Origin of the sequence: Oceanisphaera pacifica, assembly GCF_017498065.1 — a bacterium.
Taxonomy (GTDB): Bacteria; Pseudomonadota; Gammaproteobacteria; order Enterobacterales; family Aeromonadaceae; genus Oceanimonas; species Oceanimonas pacifica.
The window spans coordinates 185,287-210,820 of sequence record NZ_JAGDFX010000002.1 but is presented as its reverse complement, the minus strand read 5'-3'; the positions used below and the strand labels follow the sequence as shown (position 1 = coordinate 210,820).

At 48.0% G+C, this 25,534-nt stretch carries 28 protein-coding genes; 22 read left to right on the top strand and 6 right to left on the bottom strand.

The window, feature by feature from the left end; all coding sequences use genetic code 11:
* Positions 1-124 precede the first annotated feature (124 nt).
* The 13 genes from J3U76_RS02415 (at position 125) to lipA (ending at position 11,677) form a co-directional block, all read left to right on the top strand.
* Entirely contained in the window at positions 125-610 is a 486-nt protein-coding gene (locus J3U76_RS02415) for an LPS-assembly lipoprotein LptE (RefSeq protein WP_208004075.1), read from the top strand.
* Complete coding sequence (gene holA, locus J3U76_RS02410) at positions 610-1,632, top strand: DNA polymerase III subunit delta (RefSeq protein WP_208004074.1); 1,023 nt, start codon at positions 610-612, stop codon at positions 1,630-1,632. The genes J3U76_RS02415 and holA overlap by 1 nt, the downstream gene beginning before the upstream one ends.
* 283 nt (positions 1,633-1,915) lie before the next feature.
* Positions 1,916-2,563 (top strand): nicotinate-nucleotide adenylyltransferase, encoded by a 648-nt coding sequence (nadD, locus tag J3U76_RS02405; RefSeq protein WP_208004073.1) that lies wholly within the window; start codon positions 1,916-1,918, stop codon positions 2,561-2,563.
* A 34-nt stretch (positions 2,564-2,597) separates the two neighbouring features.
* Positions 2,598-2,939: a ribosome silencing factor gene (gene rsfS / locus J3U76_RS02400; protein WP_208004072.1), complete on the top strand. Its 342-nt coding sequence runs from the start codon at positions 2,598-2,600 to the stop codon at positions 2,937-2,939.
* Positions 2,939-3,409, top strand: a complete 471-nt coding sequence (gene rlmH, locus J3U76_RS02395; RefSeq protein ID WP_208004071.1) for a 23S rRNA (pseudouridine(1915)-N(3))-methyltransferase RlmH — start codon at positions 2,939-2,941, stop codon at positions 3,407-3,409. Before rsfS ends, rlmH begins: the two co-directional genes overlap by 1 nt.
* 2 nt (positions 3,410-3,411) lie before the next feature.
* Entirely contained in the window at positions 3,412-5,304 is a 1,893-nt protein-coding gene (mrdA, locus tag J3U76_RS02390; RefSeq protein WP_208004070.1) for a penicillin-binding protein 2, read from the top strand.
* On the top strand, positions 5,297-6,403 hold the full coding sequence (gene rodA, locus J3U76_RS02385) for a rod shape-determining protein RodA (RefSeq protein ID WP_208004069.1): 1,107 nt from the start codon (positions 5,297-5,299) through the stop codon (positions 6,401-6,403). The genes mrdA and rodA overlap by 8 nt, the downstream gene beginning before the upstream one ends.
* A gap of 12 nt (positions 6,404-6,415) precedes the next feature.
* Positions 6,416-7,390: a lytic murein transglycosylase B gene (gene mltB, locus J3U76_RS02380; RefSeq protein WP_208004068.1), complete on the top strand. Its 975-nt coding sequence runs from the start codon at positions 6,416-6,418 to the stop codon at positions 7,388-7,390.
* A complete protein-coding gene (locus J3U76_RS14585; protein ID WP_279382266.1) occupies positions 7,371-8,288 on the top strand; it encodes a septal ring lytic transglycosylase RlpA family protein in 918 nt (305 codons plus the stop codon). Before mltB ends, J3U76_RS14585 begins: the two co-directional genes overlap by 20 nt.
* A 58-nt stretch (positions 8,289-8,346) precedes the next feature.
* Positions 8,347-9,519 carry a serine hydrolase gene (locus J3U76_RS02370; protein ID WP_208004067.1) on the top strand — a complete coding sequence of 391 codons (1,173 nt, stop codon included), beginning with the start codon at positions 8,347-8,349 and terminating at the stop codon, positions 9,517-9,519.
* Positions 9,520-9,750: 231 nt separating this feature from the next.
* Positions 9,751-10,014, top strand: a complete 264-nt coding sequence (gene ybeD / locus J3U76_RS02365; protein WP_208004151.1) for a DUF493 family protein YbeD — start codon at positions 9,751-9,753, stop codon at positions 10,012-10,014.
* 32 nt (positions 10,015-10,046) lie between these two features.
* On the top strand, positions 10,047-10,715 hold the full coding sequence (gene lipB / locus J3U76_RS02360; protein ID WP_208004066.1) for a lipoyl(octanoyl) transferase LipB: 669 nt from the start codon (positions 10,047-10,049) through the stop codon (positions 10,713-10,715).
* Positions 10,712-11,677: a lipoyl synthase gene (lipA, locus tag J3U76_RS02355; RefSeq protein ID WP_208004065.1), complete on the top strand. Its 966-nt coding sequence runs from the start codon at positions 10,712-10,714 to the stop codon at positions 11,675-11,677. Before lipB ends, lipA begins: the two co-directional genes overlap by 4 nt.
* Positions 11,678-11,815: 138 nt before the next feature.
* Here lipA and aroG read toward each other — a convergent pair whose 3' ends face one another.
* Positions 11,816-12,871, bottom strand: coding sequence for a 3-deoxy-7-phosphoheptulonate synthase AroG (aroG, locus tag J3U76_RS02350; RefSeq protein ID WP_208004064.1), 1,056 nt, complete (start codon positions 12,869-12,871; stop codon positions 11,816-11,818).
* A 479-nt stretch (positions 12,872-13,350) separates the two neighbouring features.
* Between aroG and J3U76_RS02345 the strand changes: the two genes are divergently transcribed.
* The 9 genes from J3U76_RS02345 (at position 13,351) to J3U76_RS02305 (ending at position 22,102) form a co-directional block, all read left to right on the top strand.
* A complete protein-coding gene (locus J3U76_RS02345; RefSeq protein WP_208004063.1) occupies positions 13,351-13,743 on the top strand; it encodes a DUF2750 domain-containing protein in 393 nt (130 codons plus the stop codon).
* A 5-nt stretch (positions 13,744-13,748) separates the two neighbouring features.
* A complete protein-coding gene (locus J3U76_RS02340) occupies positions 13,749-14,186 on the top strand; it encodes a YaiI/YqxD family protein (RefSeq protein WP_208004062.1) in 438 nt (145 codons plus the stop codon).
* A 41-nt stretch (positions 14,187-14,227) separates the two neighbouring features.
* Positions 14,228-14,773 (top strand): YceB family lipoprotein, encoded by a 546-nt coding sequence (locus J3U76_RS02335; RefSeq protein WP_208004061.1) that lies wholly within the window; start codon positions 14,228-14,230, stop codon positions 14,771-14,773.
* A gap of 176 nt (positions 14,774-14,949) precedes the next feature.
* Positions 14,950-15,552 carry a LysE family translocator gene (locus J3U76_RS02330; protein ID WP_208004150.1) on the top strand — a complete coding sequence of 201 codons (603 nt, stop codon included), beginning with the start codon at positions 14,950-14,952 and terminating at the stop codon, positions 15,550-15,552.
* Positions 15,534-15,938, top strand: coding sequence for a hypothetical protein (locus J3U76_RS02325; RefSeq protein ID WP_208004060.1), 405 nt, complete (start codon positions 15,534-15,536; stop codon positions 15,936-15,938). Before J3U76_RS02330 ends, J3U76_RS02325 begins: the two co-directional genes overlap by 19 nt.
* Positions 15,939-15,993: 55 nt before the next feature.
* Positions 15,994-18,072, top strand: a complete 2,079-nt coding sequence (locus tag J3U76_RS02320) for a protein-disulfide reductase DsbD family protein (protein ID WP_341534285.1) — start codon at positions 15,994-15,996, stop codon at positions 18,070-18,072.
* Positions 18,072-18,623, top strand: a complete 552-nt coding sequence (locus tag J3U76_RS02315; protein ID WP_208004059.1) for a protein disulfide oxidoreductase — start codon at positions 18,072-18,074, stop codon at positions 18,621-18,623. The genes J3U76_RS02320 and J3U76_RS02315 overlap by 1 nt, the downstream gene beginning before the upstream one ends.
* A gap of 288 nt (positions 18,624-18,911) precedes the next feature.
* Positions 18,912-20,267 (top strand): cytosine permease, encoded by a 1,356-nt coding sequence (locus tag J3U76_RS02310; RefSeq protein ID WP_208004058.1) that lies wholly within the window; start codon positions 18,912-18,914, stop codon positions 20,265-20,267.
* A 596-nt stretch (positions 20,268-20,863) separates the two neighbouring features.
* On the top strand, positions 20,864-22,102 hold the full coding sequence (locus J3U76_RS02305; RefSeq protein ID WP_208004057.1) for an FAD-dependent oxidoreductase: 1,239 nt from the start codon (positions 20,864-20,866) through the stop codon (positions 22,100-22,102).
* Between the two features lie 6 nt (positions 22,103-22,108).
* Here the strand turns inward: J3U76_RS02305 and J3U76_RS02300 are convergent, their stop codons facing one another.
* From J3U76_RS02300 to proB, 5 genes are all read right to left on the bottom strand, one after another.
* Positions 22,109-22,342: an OsmC family protein gene (locus J3U76_RS02300; RefSeq protein ID WP_208004148.1), complete on the bottom strand. Its 234-nt coding sequence runs from the start codon at positions 22,340-22,342 to the stop codon at positions 22,109-22,111.
* Between the two features lie 22 nt (positions 22,343-22,364).
* Positions 22,365-22,547 carry an OsmC family protein gene (locus tag J3U76_RS02295; RefSeq protein ID WP_208004056.1) on the bottom strand — a complete coding sequence of 61 codons (183 nt, stop codon included), beginning with the start codon at positions 22,545-22,547 and terminating at the stop codon, positions 22,365-22,367.
* A 54-nt stretch (positions 22,548-22,601) separates the two neighbouring features.
* Positions 22,602-23,030, bottom strand: coding sequence for a hypothetical protein (locus J3U76_RS02290; protein ID WP_208004055.1), 429 nt, complete (start codon positions 23,028-23,030; stop codon positions 22,602-22,604).
* Positions 23,031-23,127: 97 nt separating this feature from the next.
* Complete coding sequence (locus tag J3U76_RS02285; protein WP_208004054.1) at positions 23,128-24,384, bottom strand: glutamate-5-semialdehyde dehydrogenase; 1,257 nt, start codon at positions 24,382-24,384, stop codon at positions 23,128-23,130.
* A 14-nt stretch (positions 24,385-24,398) separates the two neighbouring features.
* A complete protein-coding gene (gene proB, locus J3U76_RS02280; protein WP_208004053.1) occupies positions 24,399-25,502 on the bottom strand; it encodes a glutamate 5-kinase in 1,104 nt (367 codons plus the stop codon).
* Positions 25,503-25,534: the final 32 nt, after the last annotated feature.

Below are 25,534 nucleotides of genomic sequence, written 5' to 3'. Positions count from 1 at the left end.
CAGGGTACTTGTTTAATTTAGGGTCGAATTTACTCTACCTTTTTGAACGGGCTATAAATGTGAGTCGAGTATTACCACATAAAATAAGGCGCTCTTAGAGAGCCGTCAATCCAAAGGAGTTCTTATGCTTTATCGCATTAAAGCTAGCGGCTTAGTCCTATTAACCCTACTGCTCGTCGGCTGTGGTTTTCAGTTGCGCGGTGGCGATAATTTAGCGCCAGAGTTGCAGCGCATTGCCTTGGTCGGGGACGATAAAAGTCAATTTTATCGTCTAGTGTCTGCACGCTTGCAACGCGCTGGTGCTCAACTTGTTGCTCCCGATGCCTTAACCCCCGTACTGAGCATCTCAGGCTTAGGTCAAGGTAATACAGTGGCGTCGGTTAACAACCGTGCCGATGCCTTAGAATATGCAACACGCTTTGGTACTCGCTTTACCCTAGATATGCCAGACCAAGCGCGCCAAGTATTTAACGTAACCTTTAATCGCAGTTTTCTCGACAAGTCAGCACAAGCATTGGCCTCTAGCCGAGAGCAGTTTCAGCTACGTGAACAAATGGAGCACGAAGCCGCAGAGCAAATTGTACGCCAGCTTAATCGTTTATCTTTCTAATGCGCCTATATCCTGAACAACTCGCACAACACTTACAAGCAGGGCTCGCCCCCTGCTACTTTATTTATGGCGACGAGCCACTGTTAAAGCAAGAAGCGCTCGATGCCCTGCGCCACACCGCACGCACCTTAGGCTTTGATGAACGCAGCCGATTTGATGCTGATCCCAATTTAGACTGGGATGCCATTTTCTCTGAAAGCCAAAGCATGAGTTTATTTAGCCAGCGGCAAATTATTGAATTGCACTTACCCGATAAACTCGATAAAACGGCCTCAGAGCGATTGCGTGAGCTACTTAAGCAATGCCATGCCGACTTATTACTGTTAGTCACAGGTCCTAAGCTTAATCAGCAACAGCAAAAGGGAGCTTGGTTTAAGGCGCTGGCCGCAACCGGCCCCGTTATTCCGGTATTTACTCCCGATGCACGCCACTTTGGCCGCTGGTTAACCCAGCGCCTACAACAACATGATATGAGTGCTGAGCCAGAAGCCATTCAATGGCTCGCTTATGCATTTGAAGGCAACTTACTCGGCGTTAATGGAGAAATAGAAAAGCTGACATTGCAAGCATTACCGCAGCCGTTAACACTCTCGGCATTACAACACAGAGTACAGCCACAACACCAGTTTAACCCCTTTCAGCTGTTCGACCCTCTGTTACAAGGCAAGATTAAGCGTGCCTGCCGTATTTTGTTACAGCTGCGCATTGAAGGCGTAGAGGCCGGCATGTTGTGCCACTTGTTAGCCAGAGAGCTAAGCACCTTACAGCAGTTGCAGTTAGGGCTGCTTAGTGGCCAGTCATTTAGCCAATTAGCCAGCCATTTTCACGTATGGTCGAGCCGCCAAGGTTTGATGCAATCGGCTTTGGCTCGCTTGCCATTGGCAAAAATACAACAGCTACAAGCTATGCTCGCCGCCACCGACCGTGCCGTCGCCAACTTTGACGATGACCAAGCCTGGCGCTGGTTACACAGCATTTGCGTCGGCTTTCTCGATGAGCGCCTGATGGTGATTACCCCATAGCACCAAACTTAAAATAAAGATTAAATACTTTTTCGCAACGGAATCCACGAACTCACAGAAAAATAGAGATCAAATCTGAAAAAACGGATCTGATTGTTAAGGCCTTACAAAAAATATGCCTTAATCACTTTCGCGCTTATCACATTTTAATTTTTTCGCGGGTTTCGTGGATTTCGTTGCAGCTCTAGGTCTAGTGTTGGTGTTTCTCTTAACTTGGCGCTGGGTGCTAGGCGCTTTTTACGCCTCACCCTTTACCCATCACTCTTAACATAGGTTGTTTACAATGAAAAAAGCGATTGGTTTGTTGGGTGGCACCTTTGACCCCATTCATAACGGGCATTTACGCCCAGCGATTGAACTACAAGAACGGCTAAATTTAGCCGAGGTACGCTTGTTGCCTAATTATATTCCGCCCCATAAAGCCACACCCGACAGTGCCCCTAAGCATAGGCTGGCAATGGCGCGATTAGCGGCCGAACAGACGCCAAGGCTCGTTATTGACGATCGAGAATTAATGCGCGACCGCCCTTCTTACACTCTAGAAACCCTGATAGAGCTACGCGCTGAACTCCCCGATACGCCCTTGTGTTTTTTAATGGGCATGGACGCATTTTGTGGGCTCAATCGCTGGCATCGCTGGCAAGAGTTATTGGAATATACCCATCTAATAGTGAGTTACAGACCCGGATATCAACCTCATTTTAACAGCACAATCAAGGCGTTATATCAGGCCCATGGCACCACAGAATCCAGTACATTACAGCAGCATTTAGCAGGCTATATTTATCTGTTTAATAACGCTCAGTTGGATATTTCATCCACCCAAATTCGCAGCATTCTTCACCAAGGGAACAATCCGCAATATTTGTTGCCTGAGGCTGTTGCTAACTACATTAGAGAACAGCGACTCTATCAATCTAGCGTGTTATAATCTGCCGTCATTTTTATTTTTGGAGTAAGCCCCCTTGCAAGGTCAAGAATTATACGATTTTATCGCCGATAAGCTCGACGATAGCAAAGCCAACGATATACAAGTATTAGACGTTACCGGTAAATCCAGCATTACCGACTGCATGATTGTCTGCTCAGGCAACTCTAGCCGCCATGTAAACGCCATTGCCGAAAATATGGTGATGGAAGCAAAACAAGCCGGCCTCACTTATTTAAGCATGCAAGGTAAAGATGCCGGTGAGTGGGTATTGGTAGATTTAGGCGATGTTATCGTGCACGTGATGCAAGAAGAAACACGCGATTTTTATCAACTAGAAAAACTCTGGGGTAGCAATACCACAGGAGCCTCGGCCTAATGAAGTTGCAACTGGTGGCAGTAGGCACAAAAATGCCAAGCTGGGTCACAACTGGCTTTCAGGAATATCAACGCCGCTTTCCCAGAGACTTGTCATTAGAGCTAATAGAAATATCAGCGGGTAAGCGGGGAAAAAACGCTGACATCGAACGCATATTACAGCGTGAAGGTGAACAAATGCTGGCAGCAGTGGCTAAATCGGCACGCATTGTTACGCTCGATATTCCTGGTCGCCCTTGGACCACGCCCCAGTTAGCAACTGAACTGACACGTTGGCAATTAGACGGCCGTGATGTGGCTATTTTAATTGGTGGTCCAGAAGGGTTAGCGCCCGCTTGTAAAAGCGCAGCGGAACAGTCTTGGTCATTATCTCCGCTCACCCTGCCCCATCCCTTGGTGCGAGTGGTGGCCGCTGAAAGTCTGTATCGCGCGTGGAGCATTAATAATAACCACCCTTACCACCGGGAATAATCATGGCTTCGTCTCGGATAAAGATGCGCGACCATGGCGCAGAATCTTCTTTGTACTGGCGGCGTGCCGTGATCGCCTTTATCGGCATTATTGCCCTAATGGGCGGCCTACTTGCCAATCTGTACCATTTGCAGATAACCGAGCACCAAAGCTATCAAACCCGTTCTAACGATAACCGTATTAAGGTGGTTCCCATTGCACCCACTCGGGGGCTTATTTATGATCGCAATGGCATCTTGCTGGCTGAAAATCGTCCTATTTATAGTCTAGAGATCACTCCCGAGCAAGCTCAAGACTTAGATAAGACGGTGGATCAGCTCATCACTTTGCTTGAGCTCGAACCAAAGGTGAAAGAACGTTTCTTAAACGAAGCCCGACGCCAACGTCGCTTTAACCCTGTAGTACTGGTCAATCGACTCACCGAACAACAAGTCGCCCGCTTTAGTATTAACCAGCACAAATTTCCCGGAGCGGCCATTGAAGCCTACCTAAAGCGTTTCTATCCGTATCGCGATACCTTTACCCACGCCGTCGGCTATGTAGCGCGTATTAATGACAAAGACGTCGCTCGATTAAAAAAAGATAATAAACTCGCCAACTATGCCGCTACGCGCGACATCGGCAAGCTTGGGGTGGAGCGGTATTACGAAGACACCTTACATGGTCAAACTGGGTACCAAGAAGTAGAGGTGAATAATCGCGGCCGCATTATTCGTACCCTTAAATATCAACCTCCGATACCGGGCAGTGATATTTACTTAAACCTTGATGTGGCTTTGCAACAACAAGCACAAGAACTTATGGCTAACCGCCGTGGGGCTGCGGTGATCATGACCCCCAAAGACGGTAAAGTACTCAGTATTATCTCCAGCCCCAGCTATGATCCTAACTTATTTGTACACGGTATTAGTGGGCCCGAATACCGTCATTTACTAAATAACCCCGATCGGCCACTGATTAATCGTGCCAGCCAAGGTATTTATGCCCCCGCTTCTACCGTTAAGCCCATGCTGGCCATCATGGGGCTAAATGAAGGTGCATTTACGCCCAATACTCGCTTTTTTGGTGGCCCTTACTTTCAAATCCCCAATACTAAACGTAAGTTTCGCGATTGGCGACGCTGGGGGCACGGCTGGATGGACGTATATAGAGCCATTGAAATTTCTGCCGATACCTTTTTTTATGACTTGGCATATAAAGTCGGCATAGATGGTATTAATGACTATATGAGTCGCTTTGGTTTTGGTGAATATTCCGGCATAGATTTGCATGAAGAAGCCAACGGTAATCTCCCTTCGCGAGAATGGAAAAAAGCACGCCATAAGCAACCTTGGTATCAAGGTGACACTATTTCTGTGGGTATTGGCCAAGGTTACTGGACCGCAACGCCTTTACAATTGGCTCGTGCCACCAGTATTTTAGTCGACAAAGGTGACACCGTTCACCCCAGATTATTGCATGGTATAGGCGCCCCCGATGGCATGATTACGATGCCAATAAGTAAAGGCCAGCCCATTAATCTTAAACAAGAAAGTTTTTGGGATGTCTCCCTCACCGGCATGCACCGCGTAATTAATGGCAGAGAAGGCACCGCCAGACGCGCTTTTGCTAATACGCCTTATACTGCGGCGGGTAAATCCGGCACGGCACAGGTATTTAGCTTGGCTGAAAACCAACAGTATGATCATGCCAAAACAAAAGAACACCTGCGAGATAATGCTTTATTTGTTGCTTTCGCCCCTTATGAAAACCCCGAAGTGGTCGTCTCAGTGGTGTTAGAAAATGCCGGGGGCGGCAGCTCTCAAGCTGCTCCCGTTGCCCGTGCTTTACTCGATCTATATATGATCCCTGAAATACTTGATCCCCCCAATACCCAGGAGCTAACCGATGAGTAGCCATCAACACCGTCGTTCGCTATGGGAGGTATTACACCTAGATTGGCCTTTATTACTGGCACTCATTGCTTTATTAAGCGCAAGCTTGGCTATTTTATATTCAGCTTCAGGCGAAGATATGGACTCGCTAATACGCCAAGCGGTGCGTATTGGTGTGTCCATCGTCGTGATGATTGCTCTTGCGCAATTATCACCAAGCTTTTATGCGCGCTGGGGACCACCTATTTTTATGTTAGGCTGCATATTACTCGTACTAGTACTCTTGGTCGGCGATATAGGTAAAGGGGCACAGCGCTGGCTTGAGTTTGGAGCAATACGCTTTCAGCCTTCCGAAATTATGAAGTTGGTGATGCCCATGATGATCGCCACTTACATTAGCCGCTATCCCTTACCTCCCAGCTTATTAAGGGTTTTTATCGCGTTAGCTATGGTGATTGCTCCAACACTACTCATTGCCAGCCAGCCGGATTTAGGCACTTCTTTATTAGTGGCGGCATCAGGTATTTTTGTTATTTTTTTAGCGGGTATGTCATGGCGACTAATTCTAGCAGCAGTGATAAGCATGGCTGCCTTTTTACCGGCATTGTGGTTTTTTCTGATGCACGATTATCAAAAGCGACGAGTCTTGACTCTGCTTAACCCCGAAAGCGATCCTCTGGGAGCCGGTTATCATATTATTCAATCAAAGATTGCCATTGGCTCTGGTGGTTTATGGGGCAAAGGTTGGCTGCAAGGCACACAGTCACAATTAGAGTTTTTACCCGAGCGCCATACCGATTTTATTTTTGCAGTATTAAGTGAAGAGTTTGGTTTAGTTGGCGTCTGCCTATTAATGGCACTCTACTTGTTTATTATTTGGCGAGGCTTGTATATTTCGATGCAAGCACACGGAGCCTTCCCTCGCTTGCTAGGGGGCGCGCTCACTCTTACGTTTTTTGTATATGTCTTTGTTAATATTGGCATGGTCAGTGGTTTGCTTCCTGTGGTGGGTGTCCCCCTGCCCCTCATCAGTTACGGCGGTACTTCCATGGTGACACTGATGGCCGGATTTGGCATTCTTATGTCAGTGCATACTCACAAACGCCTGTTGGCTAAATAAAAGGATAATTGAATGCGTCTTGCTCTTCTTTCTGCCAGCTTTTTGGTGAGCTCTTCTGTATTAGCCATTGCTCCTCCTCCCGAACAAGCCGTTTGGCTAGACGAACTTGCAGGTCAGTTCGAGGTTCCGGTCAACGAGTTCAGCGACGCACTCACTCAGGCCCATTATCAGCAATCTATTATTGATGCCATGACGCGCCCCGCCGAAGGGAAACCTTGGCATCAGTATCGACCTATCTTTTTAACGGAAAAGCGCCTTACCAAAGGCGTGGAGTTCTGGCAGCAGCACCAAGATTTATTAACCAGTGCCGAGCAACAATTACAGATACCCGCCGAAATCATTACCGCCATTATTGGCGTAGAAACCTTTTATGGTGCCCACATGGGCAACTATAAAGTATTAGATGCGCTTTATACCTTAGGCTTTCACTACCCTCCTCGCGGTGAATTTTTTCGCTCTGAGCTGGGGCATTACTTAGCGCTTGCAAAAGAGCAAGGTTGGTCGCTCGACACTCAAAAAGGCTCTTATGCGGGAGCCATGGGCATGGGACAATTTATTTCATCGAGCTATCGTCATTATGCGGTCGATTTCGACTCCGATGGTGAACGTAACCTATTTTTAGCAGACGATGCCATTGGTAGTGTTGCCAACTATTTTTATGAACATAAGTGGCACCCTAACGAAGGAGTAGCCCACCCAGCCAAGATCACCAATACTGATGCGATCGCCTCTTTATTAACTGAAGACTTAACGTTAAATCATACTTGGGCTGAATTAGAAGCTGCCGGCGTTACCCTGCCGCAAGCGTTAGATGCAGACACCCCAGTTAAGTTATTGCGCTTAGATGGCGAAAAAGGCCCAGAATACTGGGTGGTTCAGCATAACTTTTATGTCATAACCCGTTATAATCACAGTCCGCTTTATGCCATGGCCGTTTTTCAACTTAGTGAGCAGCTGAAACAGCAATATGATGAAACATCTCTTTAAATCTTTTTTTCCGCTAACCGCCTTAGCTATTATGGCATGCAGCAGTCAGCCTAGCATAGAGCAAGCGGAGCCATCACCTAAAGGCGCTCAAGAAGAAGTGAGAGATGCGCAGTGGGAAAAAGAAACCGCCGGTGGCCGCTATCGTTTGCGCCAAGATAAACCCCCTGTCACAGCGCCTAACCTCGATCATATACAAGATGCCGTTCCGCGTTACGAGCCCTATACTCGCGGTGGTAATAAAAACTATACCGTATGGGGAAAAGACTACGAGGTGTGGCAAGAGGTAGAAAACTACCGAGATGAAGGTATGGCCTCTTGGTATGGTGCCAAGTTTCATGGCTATCACACTTCTAACGGCGAGGTGTATGATATGTACACCATGACGGCGGCTCATAAACACCTGCCCTTGCCTTCTTTTTTACGAGTAACCAATAAAGAAAATGGTAAACAGGTAGTGGTTCGCGTTAATGATCGTGGCCCTTTTCATGAAGGGCGAGTGGTAGATTTATCTTATGCCGCCGCCTATAAGCTCGGCATGCTAGACACCGGCACCACAGCCGTTAAAGTCGAACTGATAAAGGTAGCGCCAACTAAGACGTCCCAAAAGCCACAAGATGGGCATAAGCCATCAGCAGTATCGCAACAGACAGCTCACTCTTTGGAAAAAAACGAAGCTGTAGCGCCCAACAAACATATACAATTATTGGCTACTCGCTCTAGCGATAAAGCCAAACAACTGGCGGCTCAATTAAGTAAAAAATACGGCTTTCCAGCTCGAGTTGAGCGCCAGTCTGAATGGTATCGCCTGCAAATGGGACCCATTCCAAATAGCAAAACACAGGCCACCTTAAAGCAGCTGATCGCCGAAGGGTATGCTCAGGCCTATTTTATTAATTAATTCGTTTTTATTTATCACCGGCACATTTGCCTATATTGACAGGGTTATAACAGACATTATGCGCATGCTTACCACTCTTCCAACCTTCTTTCTTGCCGCCGCGGTGTCTTTTTCTAGCCAGGCGCAAGTATTAACTTCTATGATCCCACAAGCGCCATCCATTGCGGCCAAATCTTATATATTAATGGATTATAATAGCGGCCAAGTTTTGGTATCAGAGGCGGCAGACGAAAAGTTGCCCCCCGCCAGTTTAACCAAAATGATGACCTCCTATATTTTGGCCCAAGCGTTAAAAGAAGGTAAGGTTCAAAAAGACGACATGGTGACCATTAGCGAAGCGGCTTGGGCACAAAACTTTCCAGGCTCTTCGGTGATGTTTCTAGAGGTCGGCAAAGAAGTCAGTATCGATCAGCTTAATCGCGGTATTATTATTCAATCGGGCAATGACGCCACCGTCGCTATTGCCGAACATCTAGCAGGTAGCATTAACTCCTTTGCTGACCTAATGAACGGCTGGTCAGCACGTCTGGGCATGAAAAATAGTCACTTTGTCACACCTCACGGTTTACACAGTGATCAAATGTATACCACAGCCCATGATATGGCATTGTTGGGACAGGCGTTGATCCGCGATGTGCCAGAAGAATATAAAATTTATTCTGAAAAATCTTTTACCTTTAATGGCATTACCCAGCATAACCGCAACTCATTGCTGTGGGATAAATCGTTAAATGTAGACGGCATTAAAACCGGCCATGTAGACGCAGTCGGCTACAACTTAGTCTCTTCTGCCACTCAAGATGATATGCGTTTAATTGCTGTGGTAATGGGCGCCAGCAGCGAGCGCGCTCGCGCAACCGAAAGTAAAAAGTTGCTCACTTACGGCTTTCGTTTTTACCAAACCCTCACCCCTTATGAAGCCAATACTAAGCTGATGGATCAACAGATCTGGATGGGGACTCAAGACACCATAGCGCTGGGTGTAGATAAAGCGGTATCTGTGACTATTCCCCGTGGTCAGGCTAAAAATTTAGAAGCTGATTTCACTCTAGACTCGGCGCTAAGAGCCCCAATTGCCAAAGGTGAGCAAGTGGGCACATTGCACTTAAAATTAGATGATAAAGATGTTGCAAGTATGCCTTTAGTCGCGCTGGAAGAAGTGGAGCAAGGGGGCATTTTCAGCCGTATGATCGATTATATTAAGCTGTTGGTAAAAGACTTATTTAGCTAATTGATACAGCGCCGACGTTCGGCGCTTAGCTCAACAAAAAAACAGCGCACTTTGTTGTAGCTTTAGCTGAAAGCTTACCGCTGACAGCTAATAGCTGCCTTAAGGACTGGCTTACCCCCACAAGTTGTCGGTTTAAGCGGCGTCTGTTTTATGGTAAAAATGTGATCTGGGTTGGATATTTATCACCCGTATTAATAACTGCAGTAGGTAAAGCTTGCTATGACTAGCCAATTGAACACCAAATTTGATGAGTATCTTGATTTTCCTTGTCAGTTCCCTTTTAAAATTTTAGGGCTGGCTGATGATCGCCTACCCGATATGATAGTTGAAGTGCTGCAACAACACGCCCCGGGTGATTACAGCCCCAAAGTGCGTCCTAGCAGTAAAGGAAATTATCATTCAGTGTCAGTGGCCGTCACCGTGACCAGTAAAGAACATGTTGAACAACTCTACCTAAAATTGGGTGAGATAGAACTGGTTAAATACGTACTCTAGGGCTGTTGTCCCTCTACCACTTAGGACACACAATGGCACAGCATCAACTCACAATTAGACACTGGGGCAAGGTTGCTTATGAAGAGGTATGGCATGCCATGCAAGACTTCACTAATCAGCGAACCCCGGAGACCCAAGATGAGCTTTGGCTAGTTGAACACCCACCGGTGTTTACCCAAGGCCAAGCGGGCAAGCCTGAGCATATTTTAAACTTAGGTGATATCCCCTTGGTTAAAAGTGACCGTGGAGGACAAGTGACTTACCATGGCCCAGGGCAATTAATTGTCTATTTGATGCTGGATGTACGTCGTAAGAAGCTCGGAGTTCGTCACTTAGTGACCAGCATGGAAAACGCCATTGTTGGACTACTGGCCGACTATCACATTGACGCCTACGCTAAGCCCGATGCCCCTGGCGTGTATGTTGCCAATAGCGATGGTATAGAAAATAAAATTGCCTCGCTAGGGTTACGAGTGCGCCGCGGCTGCTCGTTTCATGGCTTAGCGCTAAATGTAAATATGGACTTGGCTCCCTTTCTGCGGATAAACCCTTGCGGCTATGCCGGCATGGCCATGACTCAGAGTTGTGCATGGGGTGGCCCTCAGACATTGGATGAGGCTCGGTCTCAGCTGATACCCAAGCTTGCAGAGCTGTTGGGCTATCAACACCTCGACTACACCACAGAGAAGCTAACATTATGAATAAACCTGTACGCGTCGAGCCTGGCGTAAAATTACGCGACGCCGATAAAATGGCTCTCATTCCCGTTAAGTTTATGCCAGAAGCCGACGAAGAAGTGTTGCGTAAGCCAGATTGGATGAAGATCAAACTTCCTCCAAGCAGTAAGCGCATACAGGAACTCAAAGGCATTATGCGCGAGAACAATTTGCACTCTGTGTGTGAAGAGGCCTCTTGCCCTAACTTGTCTGAATGCTTTACCCACGGTACCGCTACCTTTATGATTTTGGGTGCCATTTGTACCCGCCGTTGCCCTTTCTGTGACGTGGCCCACGGTCGCCCGTTAGCGGTCGATCCTGAAGAGCCGGCAAAATTGGCTAAAACCATTAAAGAGTTGGCTCTTAAATATGTAGTGATCACCTCGGTTGACCGAGACGACCTGCGTGACGGCGGTGCTCAACATTTTGTGGATTGCATTAAAGCCATACGCGAACAAAGCCCTAATACTAAAATCGAGATCTTAACGCCCGATTTTCGTGGTCGTATGGATAAAGCATTAGAAATATTTAAAGACACACCACCAGATGTGTTTAACCACAACCTAGAAACCGCACCGCGCCTATATCGCGTTGCCCGCCCAGGTGCAGATTATAAGTGGTCATTAGAATTGTTGCGTCGCTTTAAAGAAATGCACCCGCAGGTAACCACCAAGTCTGGTTTGATGATGGGCTTGGGCGAAACCAACGACGAAATCGTTGAGGTGCTCAAAGACTTGCGCGAGCACGATGTGCAAATGCTGACCTTAGGCCAATACTTGCAACCTAGTCGCCATCACTTACCGGTGAAGCGCTATGTGCCGCCCGCTGAGTTTGCCGAGCTAAAAGACATTGCAGATAGCTTGGGCTTTACTCACGCCGCATCCGGCCCACTGGTACGCTCGTCTTATCACGCCGATCTGCAAGTACAGGGTATGGAAGTGAAGTAAGCCTTAAGAGCCGCTTTACGTCTAACGCTGTACGCCGTACGTATAGATCCGAATAAACAAAAAGGAGCCGCAAGGCTCCTTTTTATTTTTAGTCTTGTTCTTCCAGCTTACAGCTTAAAACTGCCCGAAGGGCACCGGTTAACCACGTCGTGCCGTTACGGCGCCGGCGAGTTGCGCCAGCATAGTTTCGGTGTCGTCCCAGCCGATGCAGGCATCGGTAATACTTTGCCCGTAGGTAAGTTCGGTTAAGTCATCGGTTAAATCTTGACGACCCGCCACCAAGTGGCTTTCGACCATCACCCCCATAATCGCTTTTTGGCCACCGGCAATTTGTGCACTCACATCTTCAGACACCACCATTTGGCGCTGATATTGCTTACTGCTGTTGGCGTGACTAAAATCGACCATAATATTTTTCGGCAAATTCGCTTTATCTAATGCGTTGCATACCTCAGCCACATCTTGTGCGCTGTAGTTAGGGGCACGGCCGCCGCGTAAAATAATATGGCAATCAGGATTACCTGCGGTTTGTACAATGGCAGAATGCCCAAGCTTAGTGACCGACAAAAAGTGGTGTGACGCACTCGCCGCGCCTATGGCATCGGCGGCCACTTTAATGGTGCCATCTGTGCCATTTTTAAAGCCCACCGGACAAGACAGGCCAGAGGCCAACTCGCGGTGTACTTGTGACTCAGTAGTACGAGCACCAATGGCACCCCAGCTCATCAGATCCGCCATATACTGGGGCGTGATCATATCGAGGAACTCGCTGGCCGTGGGCAGCCCCATGTCATTAAGATCAAGCAATAACTTACGACCCACACGTAAACCGTCATTGATCTGGCAGCTGTTATCAAGGTGCGGATCGTTGATCAACCCTTTCCAACCTACGGTAGTACGCGGCTTTTCAAAATAGACTCGCATTACTATCTCTAAGGTGTCGGCGTACTTTTCGCGTAGCACTTTAAGCTTTTTACCATATTCAATAGCCGCATCCACATCATGAATAGAGCAAGGGCCAATCACAACCAACAGACGATCGTCTTCACCTGCCAATATGCGGTGAATGGCTTGGCGCGATTCAAAAACCGTCGCTGAAGCCTGAGCCGTGGCAGGATATTTTTCTAGTACGGCAATAGGAGGTAAGAGTTCTTTAATTTGGTTTATACGAATATCGTCGGTTTGAAAGTACATGAGCAACCCTGCTAAGAAGTAAGTTGGAGCCCTTGGCCCACTTGATATAAAAGAATGAGTTTTAATCTATCTCGCACAAGCGCGACTGTAAACGCTCAAATGGTGCTATTAGGCAATTGTTTGCGTTTAAATGACAAATAGTGAAGAAAAGCCGCACTTTCACCGATATCACTTGCTAAATGATAATGACTTAAACACTTTTGCAACGGAACCCGCTGAACCTACGGAAAATAGTAACTGGATCTGAAAAATAGATTGAATGAAAAAATCAATGCATCAGATCCTACTAGGCATAATTGAGTCACGATAGCCGAGCCTTCACTCTGACTCTTTGTCAGCTCCAGTCGTGTTTTGGCTGAATGCTGACTGCTTAAAGCTGACAGCTGCCCTGTCCCCTAGGCTCGGCAAAACTGGACAAGCACGGCCTTGCAGTGGGATTATGCCAACAGAGATTCATCACCAGATAATAGAGAGAAAATATGAGCTATAGCTTAACCGACACCGATCAAGCGGCAGTAGAAAAAATGCAAGATAACGAACGTTATAACCACTTCGTTAACAAGGTCGTGGAACATCAAGAAATGTGGATTTTAACCGATGAGCACGGTTGTATGATGCTAACGACAGAGGAAGACGAAGACTGTATTCCTATGTGGCCTCATGCTGACTATGCAAAAACATGGGCCGTAGAGGATTGGGCCGAGTGTCAGCCAGAAGCCATTAGCATGAAAACCTGGCAGTCTCGCTGGCTTCCGGGTATGGAAGAAGACGAATTACTGGTCGCCGTGTTTCCTGTGACTGATGCCGCGGGCGCATTAGTTGAGCCCGGTGAGCTGCAAGATGCCTTTAAACGCAAACAAAGTGGGCGATAAAACAGATGCAGATTTGGGTTGATGCCGACGCTTGTCCTAAAGTGGTGCGCGATATTTTATTTCGCGCCGCCACCCGCACACAAACACCACTCACCATGGTCGCGAATCATCCACTGCCTTTGCCAGGCTCGCCCTTGATCAAACAAGTACAGGTGTCCAAAGGCTTTGATGTGGCAGACGATGAAATAGTGTCACGTATAGCATCCGGTGATATTTTGATTACCGCCGATATTCCCTTAGCTGCTGACGCGTTAGAGAAAGGGGCGCACGTTATTACGCCTCGCGGTGAAAAGTTTGATAAGGGCACCATTCGCGCCAAGCTGACCATGCGCGATTTTATGGATACCTTACGCTCGAGCGGTGTACATACCGGAGGTCCGCCCGCTTTAAGTGCCGCCGACCGCCAAGCTTTTGCTAATCAGCTCGATCAATTGCTGAGATAAACCTAGCTCAAGGCTATAGCTATAACTTAAAGGTATAAAATATGTTTAAACTCGTAACTATGACTCTTGGCGTTTTATTATTAAGTGCTTGTGCCACTGTTAGCCAATATAACGTATCTGAAAGCGAGATTGAAAAGTCGCTGTACACTTTGCTAGAGCAACAAATGCCCAACCTGACTCAAGGGCTTGTTGAGACCCAAATTGATAAGCTCGACTTGCGCATTGGTCCCGATAACCGAGATATAGTGCAACTTGATTTAAGCGGTGAAACCGCCATTAATGCCCTGATTGCACGTTTTCCGGCAAAACTCGACTTAGTGGTAGAAGGCCGCCCTGTTTATGATCGCCAACAAAATGCCATCTTTTTGCGCGATTTAAATCTGTTGCAAAGTAAAGTCGATGCTTTTGGCTACAAAGGAGACATGACTGCTGCCTCTACGGGAATGATGCAAGTGCTGCGCTCTATCCTAGAAAATCAACCCGTGTATCGCCTCAACGACACCAAGTATGCCTGGATCAGCAAAGCTCCGGTTGCCATGAGCATAGCCCCAGGGCGCTTCGTCTTCAGTCCACGGTTTGGGGATTAAACGCTAAAAGCAGCCTTAAGCTGTCAGCTGTCAGCCATAAGTTAAAGTCCAATCTGATAGCTGATAGCTTACGGCTATCACTCTTTGTGTCACTGAGGAGTTAGCGTACAATAAGCGGCGTATCGATAGCCGTTAACAGCAACAGAGGTAGGTGTACTATTAGCTTGGCAGTATTAATGGTGTTTGTTCCCACCTTTTTCTTTGTATCAGTGACGCCCGGCATGTGTATGACCTTGGCCTTGTCGCTGGGCATGACAGTGGGCGTGCGCCGCACGCTGTGGATGATGCTGGGCGAGTTAGTGGGTGTTGGACTGGTGGCCTGCTTAGCCGTGGTGGGAGTCGCCGCTATTATGCTGCAATACCCGCTACTATTTTTGCTACTAAAATATGCCGGCGGTGCGTATCTGGCCTGGTTGGGCATTCAGTTATGGCGCTCTAAAGGTAAATTGGCACTTAGCCCCGTGGGTGCTGGCCCACGCCATATTCCCGCTCGCACCTTAATCAGCCAAGGTTTTATTACCGCCATTGCTAACCCCAAAGGCTGGGCGTTTTTTATTGCCCTACTGCCGCCTTTTATTAATAACCAAGCCCCACTGCCTGGCCAATTATTGCTATTAGTGTCTATTATTTTATCCCTCGAATTAACCTGCATGCTGCTGTATGCCAGTGGTGGGCGCACTTTAAGCCGTGTATTACAACAAAAAGGCAAGGTGCAGCTCATGAATCGCATTGCCGGCAGCTTAATGCTAGGAGTCGCCTTATGGCTGGCGCTCGGTTAATGGCAACCGCTTCTCGACAGCAATCGCGTCAACCTGCCTGGTTGGCATTATTACTGGTCGTCATTGTTATTAGCCTATGTTTAGGCCAGCGCATGGGGCTGGCTACTGCCTGTGCTTATGCACCCTCTGAACATATTACCCAAACCACTGAACACCCTCATTTAAGTGATCATACTCAATCTGAGGATAACGAGCGCTGTAGCTTATCTGAGCAATTATTAAGCAAAGTATGGGGTCAATTAGATCCCTCGCTTATCGCGCTATTACTGCCCTTTTTTTTGTGGGTACTGCAGCCGCAACTGAGCCATTATTGCCGCCGTTACCCTCCTCCGCTGCTCTTTTCTGGTCGACGACGACACTTAGTGTTGTGCGTATTTAGAGAATGACATTCACACAGATACTCACTTGTTATTTTGTGTTTATTGATTGGAGATTGTATTTGTGATCAGAATATTGACCCTACTTATGGTGCTACTGTGTACGCCGCTTACCTTGTTGGCCCAAAGTGCGCCAGCGCAAAGCACCGGCTGGCAACAAGCACCCGAGCATCCTCCGGTGCAAGTACGTTTAGTACAAACCGGCCCCTATAATGCCACTGAAAATTATTATCCTACCCTGCTACAAGTTCGCTTGGCGGATGATTGGAAAACCTACTGGCGCTCTCCGGGTGAGGGCGGCATTGCTCCTCGCTTAAATTGGCAGTCGTCAGATAACTTAGCAAAGGTAAATTGGCAGTGGCCAGTGCCCCAGCGCTTTATGTTGCTCGGCGTCGAAACTCAGGGTTATCAGCATGACGTAGACTTTCCGCTACAGTTAACGCCTGCTGATGGTGCCAAGAGCGCCACCTTTCATGCCAAACTAACGCTGCCCAGTTGCACCACTATTTGTGTGCTCACCGACTACGACTTGCAGTTGCCACTGGACCCCAGCTTAGGCCTTGATGAGCAGTTAAACCATGATTATCAACAAGCCGTTTCTCGTGTGCCACGCCCGGCCAATCTGGTTAGTAGCCAAGCAGTAACTTGGGATGCCAACAGCAAGCAGTTAGCAGTCAACTTGCATAATGAACGGGGTTGGCAAGCGCCGGCGATTTATGTCGATGAACTGGAAGAGGCTATTTTTAGTCAGCCTAAGGTGTCGATAAGCGACGACCTATTGCAGGTGCGTTTTAACGTTAATAGCTGGAATGATGATCTCAACCTTGACCAACAAGCCGTGGTGATCACCGCCATTGATAATGGCTTAGCCGAAGAGCTGACTGCCACCATTAGTGCGGGGACCTTAGCTCCCACAGCCGAAGCCATGCCTTCGCTGGCGTGGGTAATGCTATATGCAGTTTTGGGTGGCTTGGTGCTGAACATTATGCCCTGCGTGCTTCCGGTGTTAGGCCTTAAGCTCAATAGCTTAATACTGGGCCAGCGCACTAATGCTCAGGGACATACGTTAAGTGTACGCCCTCCTTTATTGTGGTCGGCCTTTGGCATTATGTTGTCGTTTTGGTTGCTTGCCGCCTTTATGTTAATACTCACTTGGTCGGGAGCTCAATTAGGCTGGGGAATTCAGTTTCAACAACCGGGCTTTATCGGCTTTATGTTGTTAGTGACGGCTCTGTTCTCACTTAACCTATTTGGCTTATTTGAGTTACGCCTACCAGCACGCCTTAATACTTGGTTGGCCACCCGCCCGGGCAATGGCAATGGCGGCCATGTACTACAAGGCATGTTTGCCACCTTGCTGGCCACCCCTTGCAGCGCGCCTTTTTTAGGCACAGCTGTGGCCGTGGCTCTGGCCTCATCACCTGTGATATTAATCGCCATCTTTACTGGTTTAGGGTTAGGCATGGCGCTACCTTGGTTATTGTTGGCGTTATTCCCCAATGTGATCCGTGCACTGCCCAAGCCCGGCATCTGGATGGAAAAAGTTAAATGGCTGTTTGGCTTAATGCTACTGGCAACCAGTTTGTGGCTGCTGTCTCTGCTCAGCTATACCTTAGGCTCTGGCATCACATGGGCCTTAGCCGCTCTGCTGATTGTGCTCCCCCTCTGGTCTTTAGTTCGCCAAAATGGCGCCCGTGGTCTTATATTTGGGATAGCCGGCATGTTATTGCTGGGTGCAGTGGCAGGCGTGGTCGCCTTAACCACTCAATCTCATTGGGTAAGCCCGGTTAAAGACGAACTCGACTGGCAACCACTGGATGCCGATCGCATTGCCACCGAGGTTGCAGCGGGTAATCGGGTATTTATCGACGTGACCGCTGATTGGTGCATCACTTGCCAAGCCAATAAGGTAGGGGTGACTTTGCGCGACCCTGTGTATTCGGCACTGCAAGACGATGATATTGTGCTGATGCGTGGCGATTGGACGCGTCCCGATCCTGCCATTACCGATTATTTACGCGCCAACCAACGCGCTGGCATTCCGTTTAACCAAGTGTTTGGCCCAGGCCTACCACAAGGTAAAGCGCTAGAAGTGCTGCTCACTACCAATAAGGTGATTAGTGCTTTAGATGAGGCAAAATAATGGCAACGCGTTTTGATAAAAGTACCCAACAAGACAAGTCACACGCTAAAGGCGCAAAACTTGGCAAAGGCTTAGTCTATTTGTTACTGCTGATTGTGGTCGTTACCGCCGTGGATTTATGGCGCAGTAAAGACTTACCCAGTGATGTAGCAGCACTTGGCCCGCTCACCACACTCAAAGGAGAAACGCTAGATTTGCCAGCCATCAGCGATGAACAACCGGTGTTGGTCTATGTGTGGGCGACCTGGTGTGGCGTGTGTCGCCTTGTGTCGCCCATGGTCGATATGGTGAGCGGCCCGGTAGTTAGCATAGCGCTCGCCTCGGGGGTGGATCCTAAGGTGGCGGGGTATGTACGTGATAAAGGCTACAACTTTGATGTGGTTAATGATGCTGATAATCGGCTAGGACAAACCCTAGGCATTAGCGTAACGCCCACTTTAATGGTGGCTTATAAAGGCGAGTTGCGTTTTGCCACCACCGGCATCACCACCCTACCCGGCATGTACGCCAGGCTATGGCTGGCACTGTTTTGGAACCCTGCTTCTGGCTAAGAGCCCGCTAATATTGATTACCCAACATTAAAACACGAGCCGTCTCTTATGAGTGCGGCTTTTTTTATATCTAGCCTACTCGTTCCTGAAGGGAAACAGAAAAAAGAGTGACACAGATCACACCATTAGCGATTGTTAACAATAACGTCAATCCTGATAACAAATTACCGCTGTATTTGTTTACATGAATAGGTTATTTTGTTTAAACGATGTTTCATGACAAACCTGTAAATCAACCCGAGTGGTTGGCAACGGTTGTCGTAGAGTACTAACAGGAAGATGTAACTCATGACTACACATAAAATGAATAACCCCGAGCTAATGCCGTCAACGGATGAGGAACGGGATATTAATATCTGGGATTTTACGATGCTATGGGCGGGGATGACTATCAACATGGGCGCCTTCACTATGGGGGCTCAGTTGTATCCAGAGCTATCTCCTTGGACTATTATAGGCGCAATCTTGGCCGCTTATGCAATTGTAACTACCATACTTATATTAGCTGGTGACATTGGTCTTCGTTACGGTATTCCCTTCACCGTTTATATCCGTGGCTGCTTCGGTTATCAGGGGGCCAAGATCCCTGCGGCCTTTCGTGCCATTCCAGCCTGTTTCTGGTTCGGCTTTCAGACCTGGGTGGCGGCCGTTGCCATTGGCAAGGTACTCGAATTGTGGATTGGCTATAGTAACACTACCATCCTTATCTTGATCTTCGGGGCATTACAAATCATCAATGCCATCTATGGCATGAAAGCCATGGCTAAGTTCGACTGGGTGGCTATTCCTGCGTTAACCATATTGATAGGTTTAGTTACCTTCTGGTTGTTAGATAACAATAATGCCACTATAGGTGATGTACTAGCTGCACCCTCGTTAAACGAAGGATCATTCTGGTTCGCTGTCATGGCTATTGCTGGCATTTGGATTACTATGGGTTTAAATAGCCCAGATATGACCCGCAAGCTAGAGCGTTCTCGCGATCATAGTAGTAGTAATTTCTTTATCCGTAACCGCAAGCCCTTTTTCGCTCAGATCTCCGGCCTTATCGTGATAGGCTCCGGCATTTTGATGGTAGGCATGATTGGCGGTATTCTTACCGGTACTTGGGATCCTATCGAAATCGTACTCAACTCAATGAGTTCGCCAATAGTGTTAATTTTGAGCATGCTCACTATCGCCTTTGCCCAATGGTCCACCAATACTGTCGCAAACCTAATGCCGTCTGCTCTTATTCTGATGAACGTCTTTCCTCGGTTAACTTTTGGCCAAGGGGTGTCGATATCTGGTGGCATAGGACTGCTGATGATGCCTTGGGTGTTTGCTGATAACCTACTGTGGTTCAGTGTTATAACCTCCGGCTTGCTGGGTCCTGTTGCAGGCATCATGCTGACTGACTTCTATTTATTACGCCGTGGTCAGTTGAACGTGGACGATTTTTATAACCCTAAGGGCCCCTTCGTTTACCAAAATAATTACAACCTACGTGCTTTCTTAGTTTATGGTTTGTCTTTTGTAAGCAGCCTAGTATTCATCGACTTTGCGTTTTTTGTCGGATTAGTCGTGAGTGTGATTGGCTATTACGTCATAATGAAGCCTCTTGCCAGCCCTGCTGGTGTGAATTTAGCTCCCACAAAGTTCTGATTATTAAGCTTTAGCTCTATCTATCTTGGCCCCTTTAGGGGCCTTTTTTATGAGGGGCACTCCGTGTCACTCCTTAAGTCATACCAATTCCGTAACATAAGGACGAATGAAAGCTCTTCTCCACTGACCATCACATTGCTGAGCAACACATGATAGATGTGTTTGCAGCTTGTTGGTATAGGAAGCCCATTATTGGCCTGTGCAGTAAAGCGAAATAGATCAGCTAATAGTTCAAACTAGTATGAATTATGATCACTATTTTTCTTTAAGCGCCGTTTCGAATAAGTCTAATGCTCATCTTAACTAATTTAAAACAAGGCAAGTAAGTGGCTATCCTTTATAATAGAGTGCGGTACTGATGGCAGTGCCACATATTAATTAAGGGTGGTCACATCAGTTTACATAACCAAGCGGCAAGTTGGGCGCCCTGCTCAAAGTGCCAAGGGCGCGGCAGAAACAGTCAAAAAATCCGCAAGAAAGTCAAGCTAAGTTATCAGGTCGCACTCGCTTTATTTGAAAAGTCTGGCGGTGAAGGCGAGCCACCTGCTCTCCCTAAAGCGCACTTATCTTCTTGCCCCGCCTGTGGCGGCTCTGGGTTGATCGCCGCTAATCGCCCACCTCTGCCAGATACAGAAAACTATCCAAAGGTGGCCATTATTGGTGGCGGCATAGGTGGCGTTGCCTTGGCGGTGGCCTGTTTGCACCGTGGCATTCCCTTTACCCTATATGAACGTGATAGCAACTTTGCCGCCCGCGCACAGGGCTATGGCCTGACTTTGCAACAAGCGAGCAAAGCCATTGAAGGCTTAGGTCTGTTTGAACTCAAGCACGGCCTCGTCTCTACTCGTCATGTGGTACATACCCCTGAGGGGCTGGTTGTTGGCGAATGGGGCATGAGAAAATGGCTGCACTCCACCGCCCAAGGCGCGCCTAAGCGCACGAATGTGCATATTGCGCGTCAGTCTTTACGTCTAGCACTATTAGAGCAGCTACAGGGACATCAAGACATCTGCTGGGGTCATCAATTGACTGATATAACACCCAGTACCACTCAGGATATTGAGCTCAGCTTTCGGGTAGGCGGTAAGCTTAATAGCGCCCATGCAGATCTGGTGGTGGGGGCCGATGGGATTCGTAGTCGTACTCGGGCTTTATTGCTGGGGCAAAATACTCATTCGTTGCAATATTTGGGCTGCATGGTGATCTTAGGCATTTGTCCATTAAGTGCGCTAACAGCAGTGCACAGTGAGTTATTAGACTCGGCAACCGTGTTTCAAACCGCCAATGGCCACGAGCGCATTTATATTATGCCCTATGATGCTGATTCGGTAATGTGGCAACTTAGCTTTCCAATGCCCGAAGAGGAGGCAAAAAGCTTGAGTGCACAAGGTGTGAGTGCTCTCAAAACAGAGGCCTGCAAACGCACTCAATGGCACTCTCCTATTCCACAGATTTTAGCGGCCACTGAGCAAGGGAAAATATCCGGTTACCCTGTCTATGATCGTGCTTTACTTGAGTCCGAGCAGTTTAAAAAAGCCGGCCCTGCAACCTTAATTGGCGATGCCGCCCACCCCATGAGTCCTTTTAAAGGCCAAGGGGCGAATCAGGCATTATTAGATGCCTTGGCTTTGGCTCGCGCCATAGTACAAGGCTGTCACCCTAAGTCACAATGGCGAGAAGTAGGAATACGAGACGCTGTATTACAGGATTTTGAGGAAAAAATGCTGGCCCGCACAGCAATTAAAGTGCAAGAATCCGCCGCTGCCGCCCAGTTTTTACACTCAGACATAGTGCTGCATAAAAGTGACGAGCCCAGAGGGCGCTGTTTAAAATAAACAAACTTAATCGTGACGAACAACATCGGCAAGACTTAGCTTAACACCTTGTATTAGGCTGTCGCCGACCGGGCACTTAGTGCCTATAAAATCAATAAACTCGTTAATACTTGGCTCTGGTGACGATGACCTAATGTGGTAGGTATAGCGAATATCGGTGAAGCCACAGCGCACATCGGCTTTATTCATAAAGCCATCGGGATCTAAGTCTCCTGCCAGCTCAACCCAAAACGCATCCAGTTCAACGTTAAACTTGGGGGCATTACGAGCGAAATAGCTGGCAAGCGCCTAGTGTACCCAATAATGCTTCTACAGGGTTCATGGCGGTGTCTGTGCCACCTAACTCTGGTGGCTCATCTAGCGTAAATTCAAATCCGCGCGCTTGTACTTTAACAACGGTGTCCTGTTGCAAATCTGCGGTGGCATTAAATTGTTCAACAGCCATGGGATCCTTCCTAATAAATAGTGTTCTGTTTAACGGTTAGCGTACGTCATTCACTTAAAACAGTACTCGGCGGCCTTTGATGCAGTTACGGCACACAGGTTCGCCTTGCAGTGAGCCCAGCACTTCAGGGGCACAACGTTTACCACAACAGCTACACTCATGAAATGATTTTAAGCGCAGTGCTATGGTGCTCTCTACCAGCGCCAGCAACTGTTCTAGCGTGCCGTCGTGAGCGGTTACTACCCCTTGAGAGGTTGGTTTAGCGGTATGAATATCGTGATGTCGCCACTGAATAGCCGGCAGTAATACGTCAACCTTATCATGCTGAAAGGCGACGATAACTAACGTTGGGTCGCCGATAAACAAGGTTTGTGCCCCTTGTATCGGATACGGTAACTGACTTTTTAAGTGCAGCCGCCATGTTTCTAAAGCGGGCGGTAGGGGCATGGCCAATAACAAGGCGTCCAACAACTTGGATGGCATAACTTCCTCTCTTCACCAAGTACTATCCCACTTCACTGGGCACTGTTTTATCTATTTGACTCATAGCTGGCAGCTTAACTGCCAGCTATTTGTCGGCTTACGAACGGATCAGATAATCTGCTTGGCCAATCCATTTATAGCTGGTGAGCTCTTCTAGCCCCATAGGGCCACGGGCATGCAGCTTTTGCGTGGATACCGCAACTTCGGCACCTAAGCCAAATTGCGCACCATCGGTAAAGCGTGTTGACGCATTCACATACACAGCAGCAGAAGGAGCGCCATTAATAAAGCGCTCAGCACTGGTCATGCTGTTGGTTAAAATTGCGTCTGAGTGGCTGGCATTATGCTTGCGCAAGTGCGCCAAGGCACTGTCTACATCAGGCACCAGTTTTACGCCCAAGGTGAGACCTAACCACTCAGTATCAAAATCATCAGCACCGGCTGCTCGCACTTTGGCTGGGCCATTGGTTAATAGCGTTAAGGCAGTCGCATCTGCCACCAAGTCTACGCCTTTTTCTGCCATACGCTGACTCAAGACTGGCAATAATTCAGCCGCTGCCGCTTCATGCACTAATAGCGTATCTATGGTGTTACACACGCTGGGGCGCTGCGTTTTCGCATTATCAATCACTTCAATGGCACGCACTAGATCGGCACTGGCATCAACAAACATATGGCCAATACCAAAGCCGCCAATGATCACCGGAATGGTAGCTTGCTCTTTACATAATTTGTGTAGGTTGGCGCCACCACGAGGAATAATCATGTCCACGTATTGGTCAAGCTTTAATAAACCACTCACCCACTCTCGGCCGGGTTCACTGATATATTGCACGGCGGCTTCAGGCAACTGACTGGCGCTAAGCGCCTGTTGGATAACTTTTACTAACTCTTGGTTTGTGTGAAAGGTTTCGCGGCCACCACGCAAAATACTGGCGTTACCGGTTTTTAAACACAAGGCGGCAATGTCGATGGTCACATTAGGGCGCGCTTCATAAATCACCCCCACCACACCGAGGGGGACGCGGCGGCGAGATAAACGCATGCCGTTTTCTAATACCCGGCTGTCTAATTCTCCACCAACCGGATCGGGCAAAGACACCACATTGCGTACATCATTGGCCATGGCGGTTAAACGCTCGGGGTTTAGCATTAATCTATCTAACATAGATTCGCTAATCCCCGCATCGCGAGCGGCATTTAAGTCTTGCTGGTTAGCTACTAAAATTTGCTCAGCAGCAGCTTCTAAGGCATCAGCCATCACTAATAAGGCTTTGTTTTTGGTTTGTGTTGAGCTGTCTGCTAACACATAAGCCGCATCACGCGCGGCTTGTCCCATTTGTTCCAAATTCATGCTATCTCCTAGTGCTACAGCAGCACCAAATCATCACGGTGAATAGCCACACTGCCGTGGCCATGCCCTAATAAGGATTCAATTTGTTCTGAGTGCTGTCCTTTAATCAAATTCAGATCAAGGGCGTCGTAGCGGCAAATACCACGAGCCAATTCTCGCCCTTCAGGGTTGACAATGCGTACCGCCTCGCCTCGGCGAAAGCGTCCTTCAATGCGCACTATCCCTTTGGGTAGTAAGCTTGAGCCTTTTTCACGAACCGCAGAGACTGCGCCTGCATCAATATGAATTTCGCCATGGGGTGGTGGTCCTGCTAATATCCAGCGTTTGCGGCTTTCTAACGGTGTCGCCAATGCCGGAAAACGAGTACCAATACGCTCACCCTCGGCTAAGCGGCCAATCACCTCTGGCACTTGGCCGGTAGCAATCACTACATCAATGCCCGCACGGCGTGCCACGTCGGCGGCTTGCAACTTAGTGGCCATACCGCCCGTCCCTAAGCCACCAATACTTCCCCCCGCCAACTTGCGCAGGGTATCGTCTATGGTTTTTACTTCTTCAATCAGTTGTGCTTTAGGGTTGTTACGCGGATCGGCAGTAAACAAGCCTTTTTGATCAGTCAATAATACCAATAAGTCGGCTTCGGCTAAAATAGCAGCCCGAGCAGATAAGTTATCATTATCACCGACTTTTATCTCGTTGGTAGCCACCGCATCATTTTCATTGATCACCGGAATAATGCGTTGATCTAATAGGGCTTGCAGCGTATCACGAGCATTAAGGTAGCGCTCGCGATCTTCAAGATCGGCTCGAGTCAGTAATATTTGCCCGACATGTAAGTTATAAAGGTTAAATAACGACTGCCAAGTTTGAATAAGTTGAGTTTGCCCAACGGCTGCCAGCATTTGCTTATTAGCCATAGTATTGGCGAGCTCAGGAAAACCCAAATGCTCTCGCCCTGCGGCAATAGCCGCTGAAGTAACCACAATAATTTGATGGCCGGCTCTATGGAGGCTCGCGCACTGGCGCACTAACTCAACCATGTGGGCGCGGTCTAGGTAACAAGTGCCCCCCGTGAGCACACTGGTACCCAATTTTACAACAATGGTTTTGCCTTTCATGGAACGCCCTGCAGATCTTAACTAACAACAGT

Excerpts from the sequence above, each read along its gene's own strand:
- J3U76_RS02415 (WP_208004075.1), top strand. The coding sequence starts at position 125 with ATGCTTTATCGCATTAAAGCTAGCGGCTTAGTCCTATTAACCCTACTG.
- holA (WP_208004074.1), top strand. The coding sequence starts at position 610 with ATGCGCCTATATCCTGAACAACTCGCACAACACTTACAAGCAGGGCTC.
- nadD (WP_208004073.1), top strand. The coding sequence starts at position 1,916 with ATGAAAAAAGCGATTGGTTTGTTGGGTGGCACCTTTGACCCCATTCAT.
- rlmH (WP_208004071.1), top strand. The coding sequence starts at position 2,939 with ATGAAGTTGCAACTGGTGGCAGTAGGCACAAAAATGCCAAGCTGGGTC.
- mrdA (WP_208004070.1), top strand. The coding sequence starts at position 3,412 with ATGGCTTCGTCTCGGATAAAGATGCGCGACCATGGCGCAGAATCTTCT.
- rodA (WP_208004069.1), top strand. The coding sequence starts at position 5,297 with ATGAGTAGCCATCAACACCGTCGTTCGCTATGGGAGGTATTACACCTA.
- mltB (WP_208004068.1), top strand. The coding sequence starts at position 6,416 with ATGCGTCTTGCTCTTCTTTCTGCCAGCTTTTTGGTGAGCTCTTCTGTA.
- J3U76_RS14585 (WP_279382266.1), top strand. The coding sequence starts at position 7,371 with ATGATGAAACATCTCTTTAAATCTTTTTTTCCGCTAACCGCCTTAGCT.
- J3U76_RS02370 (WP_208004067.1), top strand. The coding sequence starts at position 8,347 with ATGCGCATGCTTACCACTCTTCCAACCTTCTTTCTTGCCGCCGCGGTG.
- lipB (WP_208004066.1), top strand. The coding sequence starts at position 10,047 with ATGGCACAGCATCAACTCACAATTAGACACTGGGGCAAGGTTGCTTAT.
- lipA (WP_208004065.1), top strand. The coding sequence starts at position 10,712 with ATGAATAAACCTGTACGCGTCGAGCCTGGCGTAAAATTACGCGACGCC.
- aroG (WP_208004064.1), bottom strand. The coding sequence starts at position 12,871 with ATGTACTTTCAAACCGACGATATTCGTATAAACCAAATTAAAGAACTC.
- J3U76_RS02345 (WP_208004063.1), top strand. The coding sequence starts at position 13,351 with ATGAGCTATAGCTTAACCGACACCGATCAAGCGGCAGTAGAAAAAATG.
- J3U76_RS02340 (WP_208004062.1), top strand. The coding sequence starts at position 13,749 with ATGCAGATTTGGGTTGATGCCGACGCTTGTCCTAAAGTGGTGCGCGAT.
- J3U76_RS02335 (WP_208004061.1), top strand. The coding sequence starts at position 14,228 with ATGTTTAAACTCGTAACTATGACTCTTGGCGTTTTATTATTAAGTGCT.
- J3U76_RS02330 (WP_208004150.1), top strand. The coding sequence starts at position 14,950 with ATGGTGTTTGTTCCCACCTTTTTCTTTGTATCAGTGACGCCCGGCATG.
- J3U76_RS02325 (WP_208004060.1), top strand. The coding sequence starts at position 15,534 with ATGGCTGGCGCTCGGTTAATGGCAACCGCTTCTCGACAGCAATCGCGT.
- J3U76_RS02315 (WP_208004059.1), top strand. The coding sequence starts at position 18,072 with ATGGCAACGCGTTTTGATAAAAGTACCCAACAAGACAAGTCACACGCT.
- J3U76_RS02310 (WP_208004058.1), top strand. The coding sequence starts at position 18,912 with ATGACTACACATAAAATGAATAACCCCGAGCTAATGCCGTCAACGGAT.
- J3U76_RS02295 (WP_208004056.1), bottom strand. The coding sequence starts at position 22,547 with ATGGCTGTTGAACAATTTAATGCCACCGCAGATTTGCAACAGGACACC.
- J3U76_RS02290 (WP_208004055.1), bottom strand. The coding sequence starts at position 23,030 with ATGCCATCCAAGTTGTTGGACGCCTTGTTATTGGCCATGCCCCTACCG.
- J3U76_RS02285 (WP_208004054.1), bottom strand. The coding sequence starts at position 24,384 with ATGAATTTGGAACAAATGGGACAAGCCGCGCGTGATGCGGCTTATGTG.
- proB (WP_208004053.1), bottom strand. The coding sequence starts at position 25,502 with ATGAAAGGCAAAACCATTGTTGTAAAATTGGGTACCAGTGTGCTCACG.